The 24,929-nt window shown below is 55.4% G+C and carries 20 protein-coding genes; 3 read left to right on the plus strand and 17 right to left on the minus strand.

The window, feature by feature from the left end:
* Positions 1 to 2: 2 nt before the first annotated feature.
* The 11 genes from SOM40_RS12700 to SOM40_RS12750 all read right to left on the minus strand — a co-directional run bounded on the left by SOM40_RS12700 (position 3) and on the right by SOM40_RS12750 (position 15,048).
* Positions 3 to 2,540, minus strand: a complete 2,538-nt coding sequence (locus tag SOM40_RS12700; protein ID WP_320530084.1) for a DUF2345 domain-containing protein — start codon at positions 2,538 to 2,540, stop codon at positions 3 to 5.
* Between the two features lie 371 nt (positions 2,541 to 2,911).
* On the minus strand, positions 2,912 to 3,379 hold the full coding sequence (locus SOM40_RS12705; RefSeq protein ID WP_320530085.1) for a putative T6SS immunity periplasmic lipoprotein: 468 nt from the start codon (positions 3,377 to 3,379) through the stop codon (positions 2,912 to 2,914).
* Positions 3,373 to 3,927: a type IV secretion protein Rhs gene (locus SOM40_RS12710; RefSeq protein ID WP_320530086.1), complete on the minus strand. Its 555-nt coding sequence runs from the start codon at positions 3,925 to 3,927 to the stop codon at positions 3,373 to 3,375. The genes SOM40_RS12705 and SOM40_RS12710 overlap by 7 nt, the downstream gene beginning before the upstream one ends.
* Positions 3,920 to 6,553, minus strand: coding sequence for a type VI secretion system ATPase TssH (gene tssH, locus SOM40_RS12715; protein WP_320530087.1), 2,634 nt, complete (start codon positions 6,551 to 6,553; stop codon positions 3,920 to 3,922). Before tssH ends, SOM40_RS12710 begins: the two co-directional genes overlap by 8 nt.
* A 170-nt stretch (positions 6,554 to 6,723) precedes the next feature.
* Positions 6,724 to 7,215, minus strand: a complete 492-nt coding sequence (gene hcp, locus SOM40_RS12720; protein WP_041908841.1) for a type VI secretion system effector Hcp — start codon at positions 7,213 to 7,215, stop codon at positions 6,724 to 6,726.
* 4 nt (positions 7,216 to 7,219) lie between these two features.
* On the minus strand, positions 7,220 to 8,938 hold the full coding sequence (locus SOM40_RS12725; RefSeq protein ID WP_320530088.1) for an OmpA family protein: 1,719 nt from the start codon (positions 8,936 to 8,938) through the stop codon (positions 7,220 to 7,222).
* A 3-nt stretch (positions 8,939 to 8,941) separates the two neighbouring features.
* Positions 8,942 to 9,595: a type VI secretion system protein TssL, short form gene (gene tssL, locus SOM40_RS12730; protein WP_320530089.1), complete on the minus strand. Its 654-nt coding sequence runs from the start codon at positions 9,593 to 9,595 to the stop codon at positions 8,942 to 8,944.
* Complete coding sequence (gene tssK, locus SOM40_RS12735) at positions 9,592 to 10,929, minus strand: type VI secretion system baseplate subunit TssK (RefSeq protein WP_320530090.1); 1,338 nt, start codon at positions 10,927 to 10,929, stop codon at positions 9,592 to 9,594. The genes tssL and tssK overlap by 4 nt, the downstream gene beginning before the upstream one ends.
* A 13-nt stretch (positions 10,930 to 10,942) precedes the next feature.
* Entirely contained in the window at positions 10,943 to 12,478 is a 1,536-nt protein-coding gene (gene tssC / locus SOM40_RS12740; protein WP_320530091.1) for a type VI secretion system contractile sheath large subunit, read from the minus strand.
* Positions 12,479 to 12,520: 42 nt separating this feature from the next.
* Entirely contained in the window at positions 12,521 to 13,012 is a 492-nt protein-coding gene (tssB, locus tag SOM40_RS12745; RefSeq protein WP_106993109.1) for a type VI secretion system contractile sheath small subunit, read from the minus strand.
* Positions 13,013 to 13,431: 419 nt separating this feature from the next.
* Positions 13,432 to 15,048 (minus strand): peptide ABC transporter substrate-binding protein, encoded by a 1,617-nt coding sequence (locus SOM40_RS12750; protein ID WP_320530092.1) that lies wholly within the window; start codon positions 15,046 to 15,048, stop codon positions 13,432 to 13,434.
* A gap of 185 nt (positions 15,049 to 15,233) precedes the next feature.
* Between SOM40_RS12750 and mpaA the strand changes: the two genes are divergently transcribed.
* Positions 15,234 to 15,947 carry a murein tripeptide amidase MpaA gene (gene mpaA / locus SOM40_RS12755; protein WP_262673604.1) on the plus strand — a complete coding sequence of 238 codons (714 nt, stop codon included), beginning with the start codon at positions 15,234 to 15,236 and terminating at the stop codon, positions 15,945 to 15,947.
* On the opposite strand, the gene ycjG is transcribed toward mpaA, so the two are convergent.
* Positions 15,938 to 16,903: an L-Ala-D/L-Glu epimerase gene (ycjG, locus tag SOM40_RS12760; RefSeq protein WP_106993112.1), complete on the minus strand. Its 966-nt coding sequence runs from the start codon at positions 16,901 to 16,903 to the stop codon at positions 15,938 to 15,940. The two genes, mpaA and ycjG, sit on opposite strands and share 10 nt — an antisense overlap.
* A 105-nt stretch (positions 16,904 to 17,008) precedes the next feature.
* Between ycjG and tpx the strand changes: the two genes are divergently transcribed.
* Positions 17,009 to 17,515 (plus strand): thiol peroxidase, encoded by a 507-nt coding sequence (gene tpx / locus SOM40_RS12765; protein ID WP_032611112.1) that lies wholly within the window; start codon positions 17,009 to 17,011, stop codon positions 17,513 to 17,515.
* A 38-nt stretch (positions 17,516 to 17,553) separates the two neighbouring features.
* On the opposite strand, the gene tyrR is transcribed toward tpx, so the two are convergent.
* The 3 genes from tyrR to SOM40_RS12780 form a co-directional block, all read right to left on the minus strand.
* On the minus strand, positions 17,554 to 19,095 hold the full coding sequence (tyrR, locus tag SOM40_RS12770; protein ID WP_106993113.1) for a transcriptional regulator TyrR: 1,542 nt from the start codon (positions 19,093 to 19,095) through the stop codon (positions 17,554 to 17,556).
* Positions 19,096 to 19,222: 127 nt separating this feature from the next.
* Positions 19,223 to 20,272, minus strand: coding sequence for a YcjF family protein (locus tag SOM40_RS12775; RefSeq protein WP_106993114.1), 1,050 nt, complete (start codon positions 20,270 to 20,272; stop codon positions 19,223 to 19,225).
* Positions 20,269 to 21,666, minus strand: a complete 1,398-nt coding sequence (locus tag SOM40_RS12780; protein WP_320530093.1) for a YcjX family GTP-binding protein — start codon at positions 21,664 to 21,666, stop codon at positions 20,269 to 20,271. The genes SOM40_RS12775 and SOM40_RS12780 overlap by 4 nt, the downstream gene beginning before the upstream one ends.
* 154 nt (positions 21,667 to 21,820) lie before the next feature.
* Here SOM40_RS12780 and SOM40_RS12785 point away from each other — a divergent pair, with 154 nt between their 5' ends.
* Positions 21,821 to 22,831 (plus strand): LacI family DNA-binding transcriptional regulator, encoded by a 1,011-nt coding sequence (locus SOM40_RS12785; protein WP_320530094.1) that lies wholly within the window; start codon positions 21,821 to 21,823, stop codon positions 22,829 to 22,831.
* A 34-nt stretch (positions 22,832 to 22,865) separates the two neighbouring features.
* Here SOM40_RS12785 and SOM40_RS12790 read toward each other — a convergent pair whose 3' ends face one another.
* Positions 22,866 to 23,780, minus strand: coding sequence for an OmpG family monomeric porin (locus tag SOM40_RS12790; RefSeq protein ID WP_320530095.1), 915 nt, complete (start codon positions 23,778 to 23,780; stop codon positions 22,866 to 22,868).
* 66 nt (positions 23,781 to 23,846) lie between these two features.
* Entirely contained in the window at positions 23,847 to 24,929 is a 1,083-nt protein-coding gene (locus SOM40_RS12795; RefSeq protein ID WP_166182659.1) for an ABC transporter ATP-binding protein, read from the minus strand.

Genomic DNA, 24,929 nt, shown 5'->3' on the forward strand with positions numbered 1-24,929 from the left:
ACTTATTCACTCCCTGTTGTTGAATTGCCGGTTCCAAGGATCTCAACGTTTAATTTTCCAGGCATTGAGGTATAAATCGGCAGAGTTTTGCCATTGTCATCTGAAATGCCATGAAACACCTGCCCGTCAGCTGTCGTCACTTTATATTCAGTCTGAGGGATGATTTTCCCTTCTTCGTCAGTCAGAGAATAAACACCACCATAACCTTTTGGAAATTCAGGGGCTGGCGTGTTCAGCGAAGCTGCTCCCATTTTCTGAGCATTGGCACATTTCAGAAGAATATTTCCAGGACAACCCAACTCAATATTCCCGCCACTTAACTTGATATAGGCCCCACCACAGTTAACTACCAGTTCCGTTGCTGCTGTAATTTCAATTTTGCCTTCGGCACTCGTTACTGTAATGTCTTTCTTGGCGATAGCGTCCAGTGCATCATCCTGCGCCTGCATTTCGACTTTCCCCTTCGCAGCAAACAGCTTCATACCCCCCTGACGGGCCAACATACTGATAGCTTCACCTGCCGCTACCGTGAAGCGCTTCATAGCGCTAATGTCTGCATTATTTTGCGCGACGATCCCCACGCTGGCACTTCCCGAGGAAATGCGTACACCTTCCGGGCTGCTGATGCTAACTCCTTGCGGTGCATTCAATACCATCCCCGGCTGTGCCAGTTCTGTCAGTGCATCCGTCAGCATTTTCTGGCTCTGGATATCCGCCGGATACGCCTGAGCACTTTCTGCCGCATCTGACAGGCTTCTGGCGATACTTAACGCATTTTCAAGCTGTGCTACAGCCTCTTTCATAGAGAGCATTTTGTCACTGGCAGACGGTTGCTTGTCTGCACTAATGAACACACCGGCTCCACCACGAACTGCCACCCACTTATCAGTACGTAACTCCGCACCTTCACCACGAAGAGAACGAGAAGCGTCTACATTGTGCCCTAAATTGAGTTGGGTCTTTCCGCCATACTCCGTGCTGAGCTTGACGTGCTCTTCGCCGCGCTTGTCCTCCATCCTCAGCTTGTTCAGGCCAGCTGTGCGGATAACATTGCGCGTGCTGTTGGCCTCAGTGATGTGGTCAACGTGGCGGGAGTCGTGGAGCGCATGGGCGATATACGGTCGATCCGGATCGCCTTCGTGGAACGCAATGGCGACTTCAGTACCCTGTATCAGCGGGAAGTGGAAGCCGTATTTGTCACCACCGTAAGGTTTGGCAAAGCGCACGGGCATACTTTCCATCCCCTGGCGTTTATCGTCGCGATCAGCATCGAATTTCACCCGGTACATACCCGATGCATCCTGCCAGGCGTAGATATCGTTATCTTTGGCGCTGGTCACGCGCGCCATCAGGGTACCGCTGACCACAGGGCGTTTTTTGGGAGCCGGACGCAAGCATCGGTTCTCGTAGTACGGCATCCCTTCCCACGTCACTACCAGGGCATTTTTACGACTGGCTATATAGCCCGTGCGGGTAATGATAATGCCGTTATCCGTTTCTGAGGGTAAAGTCGGCGGGATCGCCAGTTCACTGATGGTCAGCACCTGAGCCGGAGACAGCAGGGCATCATTACTGCATCCGCTGACAGTCGTTTGCCCCGACAGAAAACGCTCGTGCTCGAGGCGGGCCCAGAAGTTGCCGGTTTCCGCTGAAGGTGTGATTTTGTCGCCACGTTCAAGATGACGCGGCAGGTAGTGATAAACCTCGCCGTAGGTCACACCATCACCTTCACCACGGGTCATGTCCGCCGGTACAGAGGTCAGGACATTCTGGGCTTCACGGTGGTTGTAATCACTAGCGGTGACAGATCGCTCAACCACATTTTGCCGGACGTTTACGCCCCATACAGAATCGGCTTTATTGTCATTCATCCCTGACGGGCTGTTCAGAGGTAGCGTTTTACCGAAGGTCCATGCACTCTGTTTATCCGCGAAGTGTACCACTTCGGTTTGCGTTTCCGGCTGCAGGCTGAAGAAGTAGAAAATCCCCACTTCGGCCAGCAGGCGCTCTATGAAAGCGAGGTCACTTTCCTTGTACTGGTTTATCTGCTCACGCTTCGGATAATCGGCTATGAGGGTAAACTCATACTCCCAGCCTTTCAGGCCATGTTCCTGCAATACTTCGGTGACAACTTCCGGGACCGACTTATTGACGAAAAAGCGGTGGGTACGGAATTGTTTGCGCAGCAGAGACAGGAACGGCTCAATAATGATCTGGTATGTCGCCTGGTCACGTGAACCACTGATACGCTTAAAATGCGTCACCACGCCATGTACCACTTTCTGCCCGGTCAGCCCCATCAGCGGCCCTGTCCCCATGGTCAGCGTGACAGGCCTGGTCAGCATTTGCGCTGAACTGATATTCAGGTCACTGCTGGTAAAGATAACCTGATAGTAGTAAAGCTCACTCATAAACTCCTTACCGGTGAAAGTTTCCACATCCAGTGCTGCTGTGCAGGATGGAATATCCAGGCGGTAGCGGTTCAGCCCACTTTCAGTTAATGAGGACAGGTTATTCTTAAGCGTATCGGTCAAACTCATGATATTGACTCCATGGGATAACCTGCTGTCCATGACGCTCTTACCGACGAGCACATTGCAGGTTTAATCGGGGTACTCAGCGAGTACAAAAAAGAGTGATGACTACTCCAGCTCCGGCAGCGCACATAAAGGCCTTTATTAGCAGTGAGATCATTTCAAAATTATCCACCGCATATTTCTCATCGTCACCAATAAGAATCAAAGGCTTAACAGATTTGTGAATAAAAGCCTCAGGTAGAAATAGAACACCAACGATAACAAACAGAAATAAGATGAAAAATTTCAATCTATTAGCCACCCCAACGTCAGGAAACAAAAGATTAAGCTATATATTTACAAAAAAATTTAAATGCGGACACTTATTACACTTGCTATTCTGGCACCTTAATTGAACCATACGGCCTTGAGAATTCGCGATCTGTCAAAGGAAAATTATACACTTGATTATTATTAATACCGACACCAACGACAAAGCTTCCCGCCTCTTTATTATCAAGTGTTGGATGAAGTACAAACTCAACAATATACTTGCTACCATTTTCAAAATAAAAATAAGATGGAGGAATACATAATTCACCTTCAATAACCTTAAGGCCGGGAGAAAAATTAAAATCTTTCTCCTTTGAAGGCGTCCCTCGCAGATTGATACCCATATCTACTGGCTGATAATCTTGTGCATTATCAATATTCACGCAAACATTACCACCCTTTTTACTCACCAGTGCAGTTTCATCAAAACGAAATCTGTCACCTGGTCCAGGGCATCCCGTCAGGATTGGAAGACAAAAAAACGCTAACAACAAAAAGTTAAGCTTAATAAAATAGTTACTTCTCACCATGGAAAACCCCTCAAAGCATTTTTATATCCCTCACGTATCACCGACTCAGAAGTATCCCCGTCGAGCGTAATATCGGGATATCTTTTATTTTCAAGGTGACTCCAGATTTCATACCCAAATGTCTGTAAAACAAAATTATCTGCAATAATCTGCGCCTGCTGCTCCATCAGATATTCGCTTAAGAGACGACCGTCAAGGGTATAACGGTAACTCACCATCCAGCTCACCAGCCCTCTGAAGATCACATTCATTCCTTTTTCACGCTGCCAGACATGACTCATTTCATGGATGAAAAGATGCTGAAAACTGTCGGTTGTCTGTGAGAAATCATCGAAATATAAATCACGAAAATAGATCTCCCCATTTGGGGTCATCGCCGTATTCTTATCCTGTAAATTGAAAGGAAGATAACTCTCTCTGTGGATCCATACTTTCGAATAATCAATAGTGGATAGAAAAACAGATTGAGCCAACTTTATCTCACCAAGAGTGAGTAGTCTGATACCACCTTCTTTTATATTGAATTGATCCTGAGTTTCTTCAGACATTGGCAAACTCCAGCACAATCCCTTCTTCATCATTCCATCCCAGCGTCAGAGACTGCGGCTTTTGCTTCGCCGCCATATGGGTCAGCAGCTGCTGGCTCAGCACCGGCAGAATCTGTTGATTGAGCAGGCTGTCGACGTTGCGTGCGCCGGTATCCGGCAGCAGGCAGGCGGCGGTCAGCGCGTCATACAGCGATTCATCGATGTGGGTAGTCAGGCCGTAGTGGCGGTGTAAGCGCTGGCTGACCTGTGACAGCTTAATTTCCACGATGGTACGCATAGCCGCTTCGGCCAGCGGGCGATAAATCACCGTCTGGAAGCGGGCCAGCAGCGCGGGCTGGAAGTGGTTGCGCAGAACCGGACGCAGCAGTTCCTGCAGGCCCGGCTCGGTGGCTTCCGGTTGTTCTTCCAGCAACTGCATGATGAGATCGCTGCCGAGATTGGAGGTCATCAGGATCACGGTATTACGGAAGTCGATTTCACGCCCTTCACCATCGCGCATAAAGCCCCGGTCAAAGACCTGGTAGAACAGGTTCATGACGTCCCGGTGCGCCTTTTCCACTTCATCCAGCAGCACCACGCTGTACGGACGTTTGCGTACGGCTTCGGTGAGAATGCCACCCTGGCCGTAACCGACGTAGCCCGGAGGAGAACCCTTCAACTGAGAGACGGTGTGTGGTTCCTGATATTCGGAGAGGTTGATAGTGATAAGGGATTTTTCGCCGCCGAACAGTTCGTCTGCCAGGGCCAGCGCGGTCTCGGTTTTACCGGTGCCGCTCGGGCCGGTCAACAGGAACACACCCTGCGGGCCGTTCTCTGGGGCCAGGCCAGTTTTGCTTGCACGCAGGCGTTGTGCGATGGCGTTTAGCGCCGCATCCTGACCGACAACCCGTTTTCCAAGATTATCTTCCAGCTTCAGTAACTCCGTCTGCTCATCCTTCATTAATGAAGAGAGCGGTATCCCGGTCCAGTCGGCGATAACGGTGGCGACGGTGCGCGCATCCACGTCAAGGCCCAGTAGCGGGTTACCCTGCTGAACGGCAATAAGCTGAGTCAACAAAGCTGAGATTTCTGCATGACGGGAGATGTCCGCGCGACAGGCCAGCAGTTCTTCAGTCAGCGTCAGCTCCTGGCCATACTGCGTTTCCAGGGTGTCCAGCGCCAGGATAATGCGAATTTCCTCCTGTTCGATGATCGCCAGACGTTCGTCGTGAGTGCTGTTACCCACCGCAATATCGCCCAGCAAAGCCTGCTTCTCCATATCCAACGCAGTCAGCTGCGCCCTCATGCGGGTCAGCTGTTCCGGGACGGTATCGAGACTCATGCGGATCCGGGCAGAGGCGGTATCCAGCAGGTCCACTGCCTTGTCCGGCAACTGGCGTCCGGTGAGGTATCGACGGGAAAGCGTAACAGCGGCCTTAACGGCCTCATCGGTAATGTGTACGCCGTGGTGTTGCGCGTAGCGGGATTTCAGGCCGCGCAACATCAGGCAGGCGGTGTCGTCATCCGGCTCATCCACCTTCACCATCTGGAAGCGGCGTTCCAGTGCGGCGTCGCGCTCGAAATACTGCTTATACTCGCTCCAGGTGGTGGCCGCGATGGTCCTGAGCTCGCCGCGAGCAAGTGCAGGTTTCAGCAGATTAGCCGCATCCGCTCCGCCCGCCTGATTGCCGGCCCCGATGATGGTATGGGCCTCGTCGATAAATAGCAGCACCGGTAGAGGCGATTGCTGCACTGCTTCAATGATGTTTTTCAGTCGCTGCTCAAATTCCCCTTTTACGCCTGCGCCCGCCTGAAGCAGTCCGAGATCAAGGGTGCGGATACTCACTGGCTTCAGGCTGTCCGGCACGTTACCTTCGGCAATACGCAGCGCCAGCCCCTCCACCAGCGCGGTTTTGCCGACGCCCGGTTCACCGACCAGAATGGGGTTGTTCTTGCGTCGACGGGAGAGAATATCCACCATCTGGCGGATTTCATTGTCGCGGCCAAACACCGGATCGATTTTGCCGTCACGAGCGCGGGCGGTAACGTCGAGGGTGAACTTATCCAGCGCGTTCTGCAGCGCCGGGGTCAGCTCGCCTTCTTTGATATCTGCATTGACCGGACGGCCTACAAATTCAACCTCCCCACCCTGCGTCAGCTCTGCCGCCTGCTGGACTTCCGGGCGTTCATCAGACTGCGCATCCAGGAGCGGACGCAGACGCTCAAACTGGCTCTGCCCCAGGGTCAACAGCGGCCAGAGTCCATCGCAGCGGATCTGTTTCGGCTTTTCCACCAGCGCCATCAGCAGGTGAATACTGCGGATCTGCTCTTCCCCTGCGAGCGAGGCGCGCAGCCATGCATCCTGCAACAGCACCTGAATGCTTTCCGAAAGCTGCGGGCGAGTGCGGACAGAGCGAGGAAGCGTGTCCATATGTGCCAGGAGATCCTGCCATATCGCATCCATATCCCACTCATAACGGCGGGCCAGCACCGTCAGATCGCCCTCGCCCTGTTCCAGCAATTTCAACAACCAGTGCTCAGGTAAAATTTCCGCATGAGCACGGGTCTGGCACAGGGAGGCTGCGCCTTCCATCGCGCGGGCACAGTAAGGATTTAGACGGCGTAACAGGATCGCTGGATTTTCCATGAGAGTCTCTCTTTATCGGTTCCGGACACGCTACCGCCCATCGCTTTTCCTTATTCAAGGAACCCAAAGCGCATAAGGTCAGGCAGGCAGATTGTGTTTTTCTTTGCTTAACGCCCGCATTCATGGACGTTAAGCAAAAAAAGCAGACGGATAACCGTCTGCTACAGAAATCAGGCAGTGGCGCGTTCATTCCATGAATCGGAATGAATGATGTTGCCGTCTTTGTAGGTCCAGGTGATTTTTTCGTAGCGCAGCTCCACGCGCTCAAGATGGTTGTGCTTCTCTTTGGAAGGATCCTTGATGTCGTACATTTCAGGATTCACTTTCACCACTTTCACGTTTTCCAGTTTGGTGTTGAAGTACTCGACTTCCTGGCCCGCGTCGTTGATTTTGTACCACTTGAATTCCGCAGACTTGAGGGTCTGACCGGTGGTCACAGCCTTGTACAGGTACGGGCTGGACGAGTCGATTTCCTTGGTAAACAGGAACGGGGTGTGGATACGGGTGCCGGTCAGTTTGCCGGTGTTGTTGTCGGTCGGGATGTACAGGTTATGCTGCTGTGCAACCACTTCGATGCTGCCTTCACGGTCCTGTACGTCAACAGACCCTTTTATGTCCGCACCGCCGTCGTCCTTCAGCCAAAGATAAACAGGAATTGCCATGGAATTACTCTCCATTGTGTTGTGATGCGTCATCTTCCTGCGATGACGCCTGGGTGTGGCCCGGTATCTGGCAGGCACTGGCCTGCGGTACCAGACTAATTTCGACACGGCGGTTAAGCGCACGCCCTTCCGGAGTGTCGTTGGTTGCGACAGGGCGGCTTTCACCATAGCCCTGTACCGCAAAACAGCTTTCAGGCACGTCACCGGTGTCGCGCATCCAGTCGCGCACCGCTTCGGCACGTTTCTGAGAGAGCGTCTGGTTCAGTTGCGCATTGCCGGTGTTATCGGTGTGGCCGGCGACCACAATCAGCCAGCCCGGCTTCGCCTTGACGCCGATCAGCGAGTTCACCAGCATTTTGGTGGACCCGGCTTTCAGCGCCGATATGCCGGAATCGAACAGCGACATGCTGTCAAGACGAATGGTTTTCGGCCCCTGAATGATTTGCTTAATGACCGGCGGAGGCGGTGGCGCCCAGTTACTGACAGCGGCCTCAACAGGTGGAACCAGGCGCAGCCCCTGATACAGACCCAGGCGATAACGCAGTGGCTCCCCGCGACGCGCCCAGTCGTCCAGCAATGCGCCATCGGCCCGCAGGCGCTGCTGCGCCCGCAGTTTAGGTGCCACAGGCTGACCCGTTAGCTGGTGATATACCGCAAGGTGATCGCCAACATTACGAATGAGGCGCTGGTTGTTCATCCAGGACGCCAGCATGGCCAGGGCCAGGAAGATCCCGCCCAGTAATCCGGCATAGCGCCAGAACACCATTCTGTGGCTAACGCCCTGTATTCGCGGTAACGCCGGCAGCAGCAGTTCAGGCAGCGGCAGTGGCTCTGTCGTCACAACGGCATCCGGTGGCAGCGCCGTTACGGAAGTAATGTGCTGTTGCCAGAGATTGCCCTTGATACCACTCACCGGCACCATGCACATGCCCTGCACGCAGGGCTTCATCACCGGTAACTCACCCCGCCGTACCGACAACAGGTCATTCACCGCACTGTTCTGCCAGGCAAGCAGACTGTCCAGCCACAGGCCATGGCTCAGACGCGTAAGACGGCCATCCGTTCCGGTTTCCCGGGTCCACTCCGTCACTGACACATTGCCCTGACCGGGCTGATACACCTGCATACCGCTCCGCTGGCTTACCGTAGTAAACCAGACGGGCTCTGCCTCCGGGCAGAACGCAGGTGGCGATACCCAGGTCACGGTCCACAGCGGGGGGAGAGTGCCAAATGCCGCACGGCACCGAACGACAGCCCGCTGCCAGCCCCGAAGATTCTGGGTAAAATCATCCCCGGAGGTGTGCTGTTCAGGCACCACCGCCAGCATGACGGAGATTTGCGACGCCAGGGCCGGGCGCACCAGGCTCAAGTGCTGCGCCAGGAGTGGCAGCTGTTCCGAATCCTTTACCCACAGATACCATCCCTGTCGGGTTTCCCGGTGACGGGTGCCAGACACAAACAGCGGGGCGTTGTCGCCACAGCCGAGGATAACCGCCCCCTGAAAATCTTCCGGCGGCAGGTTTTCATCCACAATCTCACGGACAGCGGTCGTTCGCGCCTGAGAAGCCCGACGCTGACGCCAGAACATCACCCCGGACACCAGAACAACCAGCAGGCTGAGTGCCACACGGCTACCCGTGGACAGTGGCCAGAATCCCAGAATGAGCCACAGTGCCAGCACGGCACCCAGGGCAGTTAACAGGCTTCGGTAAGCATCCCGCATCGCTTACCCCGGCCTGACGATCTGGCTTACCAGTTTGGTAAGCGAAGACGAAAGGAAGAACCACAGCGCCACCAGGGCGACAGCGGCCACAACCCAGGTCAGCCAGTACCCGCGAAGACCGCTGCGCAGGCATGATGCCCGGACAACAATGGGAGCATCCTGTGCAAGCGTGAAGGCCGGCACCCGTTCCGCGAGGGCGCGAACTATATCTTCCCGACGCTCATCATGCTGAGCGCGATACTGACCAACAAACCCTAGCTGCAGGGTCCGGTACATGCAGGTCAGCACGGCCGTGTCCGGTGCAGTCTCTTTCAGCAGGGTACGGATCCGTTCCCACAGTTCCTCACCGGCGTTCAAGGTTCCGAAGAAATGCGCCTGCAGCGGGTCACGGCGCCAGGTCAGGTAGCCATCATCAGTGGTTCCCCGGTTCATCACGCTCTCATCAAGCAGCGCACACAGCGCATACACCATATGGTCACGGCTGATGTCGCTGTAACCTGCCTCCGCGAGCGCAGCTTTCGCTTCCTGCACCAGACGGCATGCCCGGTGATAGAGTGCCTCCCCGTCCCGGACTTCCTGCCCACCCCGCAGCTGGCTGGCCATCAGCCAGCCCGGGTAGAAAATACGCTCTGTCTGACTGAGAATGGATTTATTCATGTGCGCAGTACCGCAAAGAGTTCAAGTTTCACATCTCCCAGTGAGCGCGGGGTGTAGAAGGTGCAGCTTCTGGCTTCCAGCATCGCCCGCGCCGCCTCAGTACTCAGATCCAGAGAGAAGTACTGGTTCTCAAGACGTAACGGGATAGCGGCCGGAACGTGGGTCAGGGGCTTGATAACCATCCCGCTCAGAGCAACATTCACCACATCCGAAACATCATCAAAGCTGCCCGCTTTACACAACTGCGGGAATTTCGTCTGAAGTTCATGGTTCGGCATTGAGGAGCGTACGGAGAGATAGAAGTCTGCCCCTTCGCGCAGGCGCGCATCGTGCAGGGCACCTTTCCAGATCTGATCCTGATGCTCCAGGTGAATACTCACCACCCGCGAAGGCAGGCTCGCTTCCAGCAGCTTATCGAGCAGTGTGAGCAACGGTGGGAATACCCGTTCCGGTGCATTGTGCTGATAAGCAGGAATATCCCCGGCGTCGTGCTCAAGGGAAAAAGTCAACAAGCTGCCGGCCAGACGGGTCAGTTCACGGTACAGCAGTTCCGGGTGCCTGCCCGGTGTCTGCAGCAGTTCTGTCAGCACCGGCTCAGCGCTGTTCAGGGCATTGAGCAGCCAGAACAGGGAAACATCCGCGACCGCAAAGTCGGCCATCCGCTCATTACTTTCCCGGCGCATGGCCATCAGGCGGCGGCGGCGAACCTGCAAGCGAACCAGCAGGTCACCCAGTTCGGTAGTCAGCAACGGGCTTGCAGCAACGGCAAGCATCGGCGGAATGAAGGCCGGGTCCAGGCTCCACTGCCCCTGTGCATTACGCACCAGACGGGCTACCGGACAGGTCAGGTATGCCGTGTTTTCCTGACTGGACAGACGCAGGGTCAGCGCATGACGCAAAATTGCGAGTTCCCCGCTTTCATGGCCGGCCAGTTCCTGCACCACTACGCGTTCGGCTTTCCAGCGACGCGGGCGCTCACTGTCCTGACCGTTATCGAGGTTGCCGCCACTGGCGCTCAGCAGCGGCAGCGCGATAACCACGTCAACAGCCTCACTGCCAGCTGCAACAGACACATCACAGACCGGAGGAAGCGTGTCTGCCAGGTCAGTATCAACAAGGGTACCGTCCTGAAAGCGCACCACCAGACGGGTGGCGTTCAGGCGCGAGAGCGCCAGTGCTGCATCATCAAATTCTGCTGCCACCACGCCCCAGGGATGAGAAATACCCATCCGGGCGACCATGTCGGCAACGTTTTCATTCCAGCGGGTCTGCTGCTGGAACTGTTGCGGGGCCAGAGCGGCCCCATCCTCCCAAAGCGGACGATAAATTTTCATCCCTGCTACCGCCTTACGCTTTCGCTTTTGGCATCTGGGAAACCAGCGACAGATTCACATCCATCCCTTCCACCTGGAAGTGCGGTACTGCATACAGCCGCACGCGGAAGAAGCCCGGGTTGTCCTCGATATCTTCCACAATCACCTTCGCGTCGCGTAGCGGATGAGAGGCCTGCAGCTCGTCGCCCGGATCGGTCATTTCGGTCACCAGACCGCGTACCCAGGTGTTGAGCTCCAGCTCCAGCAGGCGACGGTCCTTGGTGGTACCGATGTTTTCGCGCTGAATAAGCTTCAGGTAGTGAGCGATACGGGACAGCAGGAAGATATAAGGCAGGCGCGCGTTGATGCGGCTGTTAGCCGTGGCATCTGCCGTATCGTACAGCGCCGGTTTTTGTGTGGAGTTGGCCGAGAAGAAACAGGCGTAGTCGCGGTTTTTGTAGTACGACAGCGGGATGAAACCGAGATTGGCGAATTCGAACTCGCGGGTTTCCGGGATCATCACTTCGGACGGGATCTTCACCTGGTTGCCGGTACCCAGATCGTACAAATGGATCGGCAGATCTTTCACTGCGCCACCGGCCTGTGGGCCGCGGATCTGCACGCACCAGCCATTATTAATGAAGCTCTTCACCATGTTGGAGGCAAAAGCAAACGACGCGCTGGTCCAGAGGTATTTCTCGTGGTCCGGCCCTTTCACCTGCTCAACGTAATTGAAGCTGCGTACCGGCACAGTGTCCGGGCCATACGGCAGGCGTCCGAGTACGCGGGGCATTACCAGACCGATATAGCGGGAGTCGTCGGTGTCGCGGAAGGATTTCCATTTGATGTACTCGGCACGATCGAAGTAGTTGCCGATATCTTTAATGGCCGCCACCTCTTCCATCGACTCTTTCAGGAAGAATTTTGGCCCGACAGATCCGATAAACGGCATATGCGCCGCGGCGGAGACTTTTGAGATATTGCGCAGCAACGCCACGTCCTGCGGACTGGCGTCAAATTCGTAAGAGGAAATCACCGAGCCAATCGGCTCACCGCCCGGGGTATCGTATTCAGCAGTGTAGGTGTGCCAATAAAGTCCGCTCTGGATAAGCTCTGGTGCATCCTCAAAGTCCTGACGCAGGTCGTCTTTGGAAACGTCAAGAATTTCTGTTTTCACGTTCTGGCGATAGTCGGTGTTGTCCACCAGCTGTTTCAGGCCGCGCCACAGGGACTCTACCTTCTGGAATTCTTCATGATGCATCACCGCATCCAACTGGCGGCTTATTTGAAAGTCCAGTTCGGCGATATGGTGATCGATCAGCGTTTTGTCGAGCTTTTCCACCTGCTGGCCAGATTTACGGATACAGTCCATAAACACCTGCATGGCGGCAGTGAGGCGCTCGCCTGCAGGGGCATCAGCCAGCGCGGCATCATCCAGAAACGCATTAATATCCCCGATGCTGGACGCCGGGGTGAGGTTAATTTTTTCAAACAGGGAGGCGTAAACGCCCTCTTTTTCCAGTACGGTGGTTTGCCCCTGAGCAGAGCCAGTTTCAGTATTCACAGACATCAGCATATTCCCGGTTAATCCATTAAAAGAGATGCCCGCATTTTATTTCGGGGCAAGCGCACTCATTTCGTCACGTAATTCCTGAGACAGCGCCGGATCCTTGAGAATTTTCTCGAGTTCTTTTCTGAAAGTGGCGTTATCAAGGAGATTGGATTTCAAATCACGTAATAAATTACGCATCGCCAACATGGCGCGAAGTTGAGGAATTTGACGGGCAACCTGTTCTGGCTCGAAATCTTTCATGCTGGAAAACTGCAGTCGGATATTTTCTTCTGAACCCTCACCCGCCAGCGTGTTCTGCACATCCAGGTTAATTTCCGGGTTAAATTCCGAAAGTACACTGTCAAAATTATTTTTATTGACGTTTATCTTCTCACGTTCGGATAACGGCCGGTTTTCTTTGCCATTACTGAAGTCACCCACAGTAAGAAGCTTCAGCGGCAGTTCAACTTTCTTCTGTGCGCCGCCGGTGTGTAGGGCCAGTTTTAAATTTATGCGTGCCTTGGGCACCTCATTCTGAAATGTATCAGCCATAGCAGTCCCTTTTCCTTAAGGAATAGTTATTAAGTAAATCTACATTTGTTCGCCGGGGTCGATATTAGACCAATTAATTAGAATGAATCAACTAACTCGTGGTCCAAAACTAGACTTCCCTCTAACAGATATCGTTAATTCCCCACAATAAGCAATATCAGATAGCAATTATATATTCAGGACTTTAATCATTCGCGCAGGCATAAAGAAGAGATGTCCCTCGCAAATAGCAAGGTACTATTTTTACACTGAATACTTCTCCTTTATTAAATCAATGAGGTTTATAAATGGCGCAGCGAGTTTAATAAAGGAAAATAAAAATCAGAATGGGCGCAGTTATAATTGACTGTTAAATGAAAACTGGCGCTGATGATCGCGCCAGTTCCGGTTACAGCAGAGCCTGTCTTACGCAGGCCCCGTCAATGCTTCTCGATATACATTGTGCGACTGTACGCCACATCTTCCGGGTTGTTGATCGGATAGCCTTTCACCCAGGGTTTGATTAAGCGCCCGTTGGTGTACTGATAGATCGGCGCAATTGGCGCTTTTTCGGCGAGGATTTTCTCCGCCGTATTGTAATCCGCGTTGCGGGCCTTAACGGTGGTCTCCAGCGACGCCTGATTTATCACCTTGTCATACGCCGGATCGTTAAAGCGGGAGATATTACCCGTATGCGTGGAGGTCAGCAGCGAGAGGAACGTCGACGGCTCGTTATAATCCCCCACCCACGAAGCGCGGATCACATCGAAATTACCGGTGTTACGGCTGTCGATATAGGTTTTCCACTCCTGATTTTGCAGCTTCACATCGACGCCAAGATTCTTTTTCCACATTGATGCCACCGCGATAGCGATTTTCTGGTGGTTTTCCGAGGTGTTGTACAGCAGCGTCAGCTTGAGAGGTTTCTGCGCGTTGTATCCTGCCGCCTGCAGCAGCGTTTTGGCCTGCACATTCATCTCTTCCTGACTCATCTGCTCGAAGGGAGATGGCTCAGGGGTAAAGCCTGCGGTGACGTCCGGCGTGAAGTGCCATGCCGGTTTCTCACCGGTGCCCAGCACTTTCTCGGCCATGATCCGCCGGTCGATGGTCATGCTCAGCGCCAGACGCACCCGGGCATCCGCCGTCGGGCCTTTCTGGGTGTTAAAAGCATAATAATAGGTGCCGAGTTGCGGCGGGGTATAGACCTGGCCCGGAATGTCCTTCAGCAGCTTCTGGTAGAGGTTTTTAGGGAATGATTCAGTGATGTCGATATCGTCCGCCAGGTAGCGCTTGGTGGCAGAGGACTCCTGGTTAATCGGGATAAAGGTCACTTTCTGCAGCACCGTTTTGTTGTTATCCCAGTAATGAGTGTTGCGCTCAACAACCAGCTTCTCATTGACCACCCGGTCTTTCAGAATGTATGCCCCATTACCCACCAGCGCACCGGGCCGGGTCCACTCCGCGCTGCTCTCCACGTTGGCTTTTTGTACCGGGTAGAAGGCGAAGCTCGCCGTCAGGTTGGCAAACCACGGCAGCGGTTTATCCAGCTGCACGCGCAGGGTTCTGTTATCCACCGCGGTCACGCCCAGCTTATCCGGCGTAGCCTTGCCATCGATGATGGCCTGCGCGTTGCTGATCCCCGCCAACGCTGCAAACCAGGCGAACGGCGACGTGGTTTTCGGATCCACCAGGCGCTGCCAGCTGTAGACAAAATCCTGTGCGGTGACGGGGGTACCGTCAGACCACCGGGCGCTCTCGCGCAGGGTGAAGGTCCAGGCGCGGTTATCGTTACTCTGCCAGCGGGTGGCAACCCCTGGAACCAGTTCACCCTTTTCGTTCTGATTGACGAGGCCTTCAAACAGATCGCGGATCACCTGAATCTCGGGCAGCCCCACCGCTTTGGCGGGATCCAGCGAGGCCGGTTCATCTTTAATATGACGCACCAGTTCCTGCTTCGGCGCCAGCGTCGTCCCGGAGGGCACATCCGCAGCAAAGGAATAAGAAGAGAAGCCACACAACCACAGGGCAGAACAAATCAACGAAACCGGATGCTTCATGAGATCCCCTTTGAAATGATGGGTAACGAGCAGATGCGTAATTATTTGTTTCAGAACAGGGAAATGCAAACAACTTCCGTCGGAAAGTTGATATCGGCCGGTTTTGCCCCGGCACTGAAACTATTTGATTAACCGTGTGTTTTGCACAACACTGCCAGTAGTATAACTTTGATTCAGGAACATCTATGTCCCTTACTCGCCCAAGAACGGAACGTGGTGCTTTCCCGCCTGGAACCGAACATTATGGCCGCTCGTTCCTCGGCGCGCCCTTGATCTGGTTCCCTGCGCCGCAGGCCGATCGCAACAGCGGCCTGATCATTGCCGGGACCCACGGGGATGAAAACTCATCGATAGTAACCCTCTCCTGCGCCCTGCGCACCCTCGCCCCGGATCTTCGTCGTCACCATGTCATTTTAACCGTCAACCCGGACGGCTGTCAGTTGGGGCTGCGCGCCAACGCCCGCGGCGTGGATTTAAATCGTAACTTCCCGGCGGCCAACTGGCGTGAAGGCGAGACGGTTTACCGCTGGAACAGTGCCGCCCAGGACCGGGATGTGGTATTGCTGACCGGTGACAAACCGGGCTCAGAGCCGGAAACGGAAGCGCTGTGTCACCTGATCCACAAGCTGCATCCGGCCTGGGTGGTGTCATTTCACGATCCGCTGGCCTGCATTGAGGATCCGGCCCATACCGCGCTGGGACGCTGGCTGGCTGATGCGTTTTCGCTGCCACTGGTCACCAGCGTCGGGTATGAAACGCCGGGATCGTTCGGCAGCTGGTGCGCTGATTTAAGCCTGCACTGCATCACCGCCGAGTTCCCGCCGATCTCCTCCGACGAGGCCAGTGAGAAATACCTGAGAGCGATGACCGATCTGCTGCGCTGGGAACCTCAGAGATGAACTACGCCGGTGGTGTAATGCAGCGCCGGTGAGACGTCCACCGCCAGCCAGGTCGGGCCATCCAGATCGGCAAACTGCACCTCGCCCGCCAGGGGTAACGCCGCATTAATGGCGCGTGAGGTGCAGAGCATACAGCCCAGCATCAGCGCAAAACCGTTCTCCCGCGCCTCGGCGGCCAGCGCCAGCGCTTCAGTGATCCCACCCGTTTTATCCAGCTTAAGATTCACCATCTCGTAGCGCCCTTTCAGGGCGGGCAGGCTCGCGCGCGTATGGCAGCTTTCGTCGGCGCAGATGGGCAGCGGGTGAATGAAATTCGACAGCGCGGCATCGTCACCCGCAGGCAAGGGTTGCTCGAGCATGGCAACATCCAGATCCGCCAGCAGCTGGCAGCGCGCGGCCAGCCCTTCGCTGTGCCAGGATTCGTTAGCATCAACGATCAGCGTAGCCTCAGGAACTGCACCGCGAATGGCGACCATCCTTTCGCTGATCAGACGATCGTCCATCTTCACTTTCAGCAGTCGCGCCCCGGCGGCGTACAGGGCTTTGGCGCTGGCGGCCATCTGCGCGGGTTCGCCGATCACCACCGTCTGGGCGGTCACCACCGTTTGCGGCAGCGTCACCCCGGCCAGAGCGGCCAGCGGGATCCCCTGCTGGCGCGCGGCTAAATCCCACAGGGCGCAGTCAACGGCATTGCGCGCCGCACCGGGTGGCAGCAGCGTCTGCAGTGCTTCCCGGCTAAGCCCCTGCTCAAGTTCCGGCCCCAGTGCCATAATCTGCGCCATCACCGAGGCGATACTTTCACCATACCGCGGGTACGGGGTACATTCCCCCACCCCTTTGACACCCTCTTCCTCTATTTCGACTACCACCACGCAGGCCTCGCTCCGGGTTCCCCGGGAGATCACAAACGGCGTATGCAATGGCCAGGCTTCTTCATAAACCTTGAGGGTTCTCATCACTCACTCCTGTATAGCGGCTTCGCGTAAATAGGGTTTGCTGTGTTATTGGCTGATGACATACACTAACGGCGACGTTAACTATATGTAAACAGGAAGATAACTATGTCACAACTCGTTCATTTCCAGGGCAACCCGGTTTCTGTTGCAGGATCCATTCCTCAGACTGGCAGCAAAGCGCAGGCGTTTACGCTCGTGGCAAAAGATCTGTCTGACGTCGTGCTGAGCCAGTTTGCCGGCAAACGTAAAGTACTGAACATTTTCCCAAGCATCGATACCGGCGTATGTGCCGCATCTGTGCGTAAATTCAATCAGCTGGCGACTGAAATGGACAACACCGTTGTGCTGTGCATCTCCGCCGACCTGCCGTTCGCCCAGTCTCGTTTCTGCGGTGCTGAAGGCCTGAGCAACGTCATCACCCTCTCCACCCTGCGTAACCCGGAATTCCTGGAGCAGTACGGTGTGGGCATCGCTGAAGGCGCCCTGAAAGGCCTGGCTGCCCGCGCAGTTGTGGTGATCGACGAAAACGACACCGTCGTGTTCAGCCACCTGGTGAATGAAATCACCACCGAGCCGGACTATGCTGCCGCGCTGGAAGCGCTGAAAGCCTGAGACCAAAAATAAAGCCTCCCTGCGGAGGCTTTTTTCTTTTACTCGTCACCCTTCTTCTGGCTCAGTCCATACTCACGCAGTTTATTGGCAATCGCGGTATGCGATACACCCAGCCGTTTCGCCAGCTTGCGGGTGCTGGGATAGTTGCGGTACAGCTGCGTTAACACCGAGCGTTCGAAGCGGCTGGTAATGTCATCCAGCGACCCTTCCATCGCCTCTTCGCCCACCGCCACCGTACCGGCGTCATAATCTGGCAGCAAAATATCCTGCGGCCGCAGCTCATAGCCTTCAAGCTGGGTCAGCGCGCGATAAATCGCATTCTTCAGCTGACGGATATTTCCCGGCCAGCCGTAACGGGTAAGCACCGTATTCAGATCGGCCGAAAACTTCGGCCGTGGAATGCCCTGTTCGTCGGCAAAGCGCGCCACAAACAGCTCGGTCAGCGGCATGATGTCCTGCGGGCAATCGCGCAGTGGCGGGATATTCAGCGTCAGGACGTTAAGGCGATAATAGAGATCTTCCCGGAAGACACCCTTCTGCACCAGCTCCACCAGGTTCTTCTGGGTGGCGCAGATCACGCGTACATCCACATGCACCTCATGATCTTCCCCCACCCGGCGGAACGTACCGTCGTTAAGGAAACGCAGCAGTTTGGCCTGCATCCGCGGTGACATTTCACCGATCTCATCCAGCAGCACCGAGCCGCCGTTGGCCTGCTCAAAGAAGCCTTTTTTGCCTTCCGGGGCGTGGCCGAACAGCTCGCTTTCGACGGCGTCTTCCGGGATGGAGGCGCAGTTCAGCGCCAGATAAGGTTTAGCCGCACGCGGGCCCGCCTGATGTACCGCATGGGCCAGCAGATCCTTGCCGGTGCCGGTATCGCCGGTAATCAGCAGAGGCGCCGCCAGATTCGCCAGCTTGCGCGCCTGCTCCACCACGTGGCGCATTTTCGGGCTGACGGCGATGATCTGGCTAAAGGCGCCGACATCCTGGCTGGAAAGGTTTTGCAGCTGACGTCCCATGCGCACCGTGGAGCGGAGCATGATCACCGACCCGGTCAGAGTGCGGTCGTCGTTGTCACCCTGCAGGTAGACCGGAGTGATCTCCATCAGGAAATTCTGCCCGTTGATGATCACATGCTCGCTGTGGGTCGAGCGTGGGTTGCTCTCCAGCCAGCGCTGGAAGTTGAAGCCGGGGATCAACTGGGCGGCATTGTGGCTGCTCAGCTTGTCCTGCTCCTGGGCAAACAGCTGACAGCTCGCCAGGTTGGCCCGGTCAATTTTGCCCTTCAGATCCAGGGACAAGAACGGCTCCGGCATCGCTTCCAGCAGTGCGCTCAGAGCCAGATGCTCGCGCTCGGAGGGCATCCACGGCACGGTGCGCACATCCGTAACGCCAGCGATACGGCGGATTTCAGCCATCAAGCTGCTGAATGTATCGAATGCAATTTCGGCAAAGTTCAGGTAAATCTTCCCGATAGGGTCGATCTCAATTCCACGCAGGTCAATGCTACGCAAAACAAGGAGATCGAGTAACTCGCGAGTCAGGCCGAGACGGTCCTTACAAAACACTTCCAGACGCATGGGAAAATCACTCTATAAACAGTAACTCTGAAATGATAAGCCAGATATCGGCGATCGGGAAGAAGGCTGTCAACAAATATTGACAGCCTGTGAAGCGAGAGGCGGAATTATGTGCGAGGCGGAAGGGCTACTGCGGTTTTTTATTGAGCGTTTCTTTCAGCTGGCCGATTAATTCCCGGCGGAAATCGCCCAAACGTGGTTTATCGTCCGCTGTCCACGGTAGAGGACGGCACAACTCCATCGCTTTGATCCCCAGCCGCGCGGTCAGCAATCCGGCGCCAATCCCCTGGGCCGCGCGGGCCGAGAGGCGTGCGGCCAGATCCTGCGACATCCAGTCCATTCCCACTTCGCGCACCACCTCGCTGGCGCCGGCAAAGGCCATATTCAGCAGAACCAGACGGAACAGTCGCAGGCGGCTGTAATAGCCCAGTTCAATGCCGTAGAGGGCGGCGATGCGGTTGATCAGGCGCAGGTTACGCCAGGCAATAAAGGCCATATCCACCAGTGCCAGCGGGCTGACGGCGATCATCAGGGTCGACTCTGCCGCCGAGCGGCTGATCTCCCGACGCGCCTGGCCATCGAGCACCGGCTGAACCAGATGAGCATACAGCGAGACCACTTCCCGGTCGTTCTGCGTTTCGTGGATCGCGGCATACCAGCGCTGGAGCGCCGGGTGAGACTGATCCAGCCCGGCCTGTTTCGCCAGTTTTTCGCAAAACGCCCGTCCGTTACCGGTGCCGTGGCTATTGAGCAGATCCCGGGCTTCGTCACGCTCGTGCGCGCGCTGGCGCAGTCGCCATAAGCGTCGCCATTCGGTAGCAATGGAGCCCACGCCTGCGCCGACGATCAGCGCCCCGGCCGCGCATCCACCCAGCGCCACCCAGTCCTGGGTTTGCCAGGCGTTCATCGCCCACTGTACGCCTTGTCCCACCACCGTGACGCCAGCCAGCAGCAGTCCGGCGCTGACCATTTTGCGCCACAGGCTGCGTTTCGGGCGCAGGGCTGCCTCAACCACGGCTTCGGCCTGTCCCTCTTCAGCGGGAAGCATGTCCGTCACCACCGGGGCAAACTGCTCAGCCTGCGTCGCATCGAAAGTCTGTGACGCCTTGAAGGCCTCTTGCTGTTCCTGCTCCAGTGTCCCGCTGAAATCCATCCGCGGTTTTAAGGGTTCGGTCATCGCAATTTATCTCCAATTAAAAACTCCAGCGCGGCATCGAGACGGATGTGCGGAAGCGGCTGGTCAACGTTCATTGTCTGCGGGCGGAAGGCTTCAAACTGGAAGCCCTGCTTTTGCCAGAACGCCTGGCCGGGCAGCCGGGCGGGAACCTCGCCGGGGTAGACCGTCAGCGGGGCGCCATCGATCAGGCGGTGCCCGCGCAGCGCCGGGATTTTGTCGCCATTGACGTCAATCAATCCGCTCTGGGTGGCCTGCACCGAGGCCAGGCCCAGACAGTCCATGCTGATGCCTTCGAACGCCGCGTTCTGCCAGGCATCCTGCACGAGCTGTTGCAGGAGCGACACCATATTGGCGTGCTGATCCACCGTGACGTGATCCGCCTTGGTGGCGGCGAAGAGCAGTTTGTCGATCACCGGGGAGAACAGGCGACGGAACAGCGTGCGCTGCCCGTAGTGGAAGCTCTGCATCAGTTGGGTGAGGGCCAGACGCATGTCGTTGAAGGCCTGCGGGCCGCTGTTGAGCGGCTGCAGGCAATCCACCAGCACGATCTGGCGGTCGAAGCGTAAGAAGTGGTTGGTGTAGAACCCCTTCACCACTTTTTCGCAGTAGTAGTTGAAACGTTCCCGCAGCATTCCGGCGTTGGTCTGTTTATCTGCCTGGGCAAGCTTAGATTCGCCAACGGCGTCCACATCCGGCCAGGGGAAGAATTGCAGCGCCGGAGCACCGGCCATATCGCCCGGCAGCACGAAGCGGCCCGGCTGGATAAAGTGCAGCCCCTCTTTTTTGCATTGATGCAGATAATCGGTCCAGGCTTCTGAGATGGCCGCCAGCCGGTTTTCATCGGCAGGGGCCAGCGGATCCAGCCCCTCACACAGCGTACGCCAGCGGGCTGACCACTCCGCGCGTTGCCCCTGCAGTAAACCGGTCATCTGTCGCGACCAGCTCAGATAATCCTGGGTCAGCATCGGCAGATCGAGTAGCCATTCACCCGGATAATCGACGATCTCCAGATAGAGGGTGGAGGTCTCTTTAAAGTGACGCAGCAGCGAATCGTTAGAGCGAAAACGCAGCGCCAGACGGATCTCGCTCACCCCACGAGTCGGCGTCGGCCAGGTGGGCGGAGAGCCATACAGCTGGGCCAGCCCTTCATCGTAGGTAAAACGGGGAATGCCAAAATCGCGCTGCGGCACGCGCTTTACGCCCAACAGGCGCTCTTCGCGCACGGCGCTCAGCAGAGGTAAACGCGCCCCGGCGTGCAGGTTAAGGAGTTGATTGACCATTGCCGTTATAAACGCGGTTTTGCCGCTGCGGCTCAGTCCGGTGACCGCCAGGCGTAAATGACGGTCAACCCCACGATTGACCAGAGAATTGAGTTCATTTTTAAGTCGCTTCATCGTCATCCTTCATTGCCTGGAAGCCTGGAATCACTTGCCTCAGAATACAGTAAATTGGGGCAGTTCGTTGATTATCAATTCATAATTATTGCTATTGCCGTTTTTTCTCCAGTAAGATGGCCCTCATTGCCGTCTATCGGAGTGAGTAAGGTGTATGTCACCCACCATCTATGATATTGCGCGCGTTGCTGGCGTATCGAAATCAACCGTGTCCCGGGTTCTGAATAAGCAAACGAATATTTCCCCTGAAGCGCGGGAAAAAGTGCTGAAGGCGATCGAAGAATTAAATTATCAGCCCAATAAAGTGGCCCGCGCCCTGACCTCTTCTGGCTTTGACGCCATTATGGTTATTTCGACCCGCTCTACTAAAACCACCGCCGGCAATCCTTTTTTCTCCGATGTTCTGCATGCCATTACTGCAAAAGCAGAAGAGGAAGAGTTTGACGTCATTTTGCAAACGTCAAAAAGCAGTGAAGACGATCTGCTGAAATGCGTGAACAAAATAAAACAAAAGATGATCAAAGGGATCATTATGTTGAGCTCTCCGGCAGATGAATCCTTTTTCTCAACGCTGGACCCTTATGGCGTACCGGTGGTTGTTATCGGGAAAGTGGAAGGTGAATATCAGAATATCTACTCTGTCGATACCGATAATTTTCACGACAGCGCCACACTGACGGATAATTTTATTAAGAACGGGCGCCGTAACATTGCCTGTCTGCATGCTCCTCTCGATTATCACGTCTCTGTTGATCGTCTGGCGGGTTATAAAGCCAGCCTGGAAAAGCATAATATTGCGATTAACCCGGAGTGGATCATCGATGGGGGATATACCCACGAAAGTGCGCTTGCTGCGGCCCGTGAATTACTGTCGTCAGCCAGGCCGCCGGACGCGGTATTTGCTACTGACAGCATGAAGTTGCTCAGCCTGTATCGCGCAGCGGATGAATTAAAGCTGGTACTCTCTGAACAGGTGGCGGTGGCGGGTTACAGTGACCCGATGCTGTCGCTCATTTTGACCCCTGCACCCGGAGGCTTTGACATCCCAACGCGTAAGCTGGGAGAAGAGAGCTGCGACCTTCTGTTCAAGCGCATCGCAGGTAAACCGGCCCCGCGCAAGGTACTGGTGGATACCCATTTAACGTTCGCCGACGTCGCGCGTTAACACCAGGGGCCATGAGCCCCTGGGGATCCGTCTGTCAGAACGCGTAGTTGACGCCGATACCGGCATAGTGGAAGCGATCGCTGTCGCCTTCGTCATGGTTTTCCCATTCGTAGGCATACTCCAGCGTCATGGATAATCCATTATTGAAATCATAGGCGTACAGCAGGCCCAGGCGGTTAAAGTCGTGCCCTTCCCGCGACGGATCGTCCTGCCAGTCCCAGTTCGACCAGCGGTCAAGGCCCAGTCGGGTATAAGGGGTTAATGTGGTCTGCCCCAGTGCAATGGGCAGATAGGCGCGAACCTCCTGGGTGGAAAACTCACCGTTATTACGCGAACCATCCATATTAAATCCGCGCTCCAGATAATAATTTACTTTCGCAGAGACCGTTTCGTTAATAGCCCAGGTAAACCCGGTTTCTGTTTCAACCCGGCTGTCGGCATACCCCGTTTTCTCCAGATCGTTGGCAAACTGATACAGGGCTAACCAGCCGCCAAAGTGCCAGTCGTCGGTTAATTTAAGATCCCAGTCCGGCTGAACTTTATAGCGCTGCATATTTGCGCTGCCGTCTTTCGCGCCGTGTTCATCTTTAAAGTGATAACCATAATTACGGAACCCGCCGGTCAGGCCCAGCGTAAAGTCATCAGAACGGATAAAGCGATAACGTAATTCGAACTCAGGCCGATCGAACCAGGTGCCACGCGTCATGCTGCTGTAATCAACGGGCCCTTCCTGATACATGGCAAGCGAGAGCGTCCAGGCGTCCCATGTGGCATTAAACCAGACGGAAGGTTCATATAATCCATCTTTATCGTCACCCTGCCCTTCGACGTTTTCAATTTCATACATGGCTCCAATATTAAATTCCCACTGTTTAGCTGTTTCGGTTGCTTGCGCGCAGCCGATCCCTGCGCACAGAACGAGCGCAGCACGTCTTAGTAGAGTACTCATTAAAATAGTCCTTTATCATTTACACACAAAAAAGCCGGAAATGAATATTCCCGGCGAAGACCTTTCTTATCTAATAGCCGCTTCAGTTTCAGCGTCGAAGAAATGGCACTTATTCATATCGAACTGGATGCCGATATTATCTCCGGCGGCATAGTCATTTGCCGCACCAGCGCGGACCACCAGTTCATGTCCGCCCACGGTGGCATAGAGCATAAACTCCGCGCCCGTCAGCTCCGCAACGCTGACTTTTGCCGTAATATCCTCACCAGCGTTTTGAAGCGTGAAAATATCTTCTGGCCGAATGCCAAAGACCACGGCTTTGCGCTGGTATCCCAGCGCATTGAGTCTGGCGAGCCGGTCCGCAGGGATCGCCAGCCGCAGCGTTTCGGTCACGAAATAGCGGTCGTCTATCGCCCCGCGAATAAAATTCATTGCTGGCGAACCGATAAAGCCTGCCACAAACATATTGGCCGGTTCGTTATAGACCTGCTTCGGCGCCCCCACCTGCTGAATGATACCGTCCTTGAGGATCACGATACGGGTCGCCATGGTCATGGCTTCGGTCTGATCGTGGGTAACATAGATCATGGTAGTGTTGAGCTTCTGGTGCAGCTTGCTGATTTCGGCGCGCATCTGTACGCGAAGCTTGGCGTCGAGGTTTGAGAGCGGTTCATCCATCAGGAACACCCCCGCTTCGCGTACGATCGCCCTGCCGAGCGCCACACGCTGGCGCTGGCCGCCGGATAACGCCCCAGGCTTACGCGTGAGGTAGTCGCGCAGGCCCAGGATCTGCGCCGCCCAGCTAACCCGCTCTTCAATCACCGCGGGCGCGATTTTCTGCATCTTCAGGCCAAAGGCCATGTTGTCGTACACCGTCATATGCGGATAGAGCGCATAGTTCTGGAAGACCATCGCGATGTCACGCGACTTGGCCGGGACGTCATTCATGCAGACGCCGTCGATCACCAGTTCACCGGCGCTGATCTCCTCCAGACCGGCAATCATGCGCAGCGTGGTCGATTTACCGCACCCCGACGGCCCAACGAAGACAATGAACTCTTTGTCCTCAATCTCGAGGTTAAAATCCTTCACCACGTGGACCTGGTTATCGTAGATTTTCTGAATGTGTTTCAGAGAGAGTTGAGCCAT

It is taken from the genome of Leclercia sp. CFBP8987 (assembly GCF_034044995.2).
In the GTDB taxonomy this organism is placed as follows: Bacteria; Pseudomonadota; Gammaproteobacteria; order Enterobacterales; family Enterobacteriaceae; genus Enterobacter; species Enterobacter tamurae.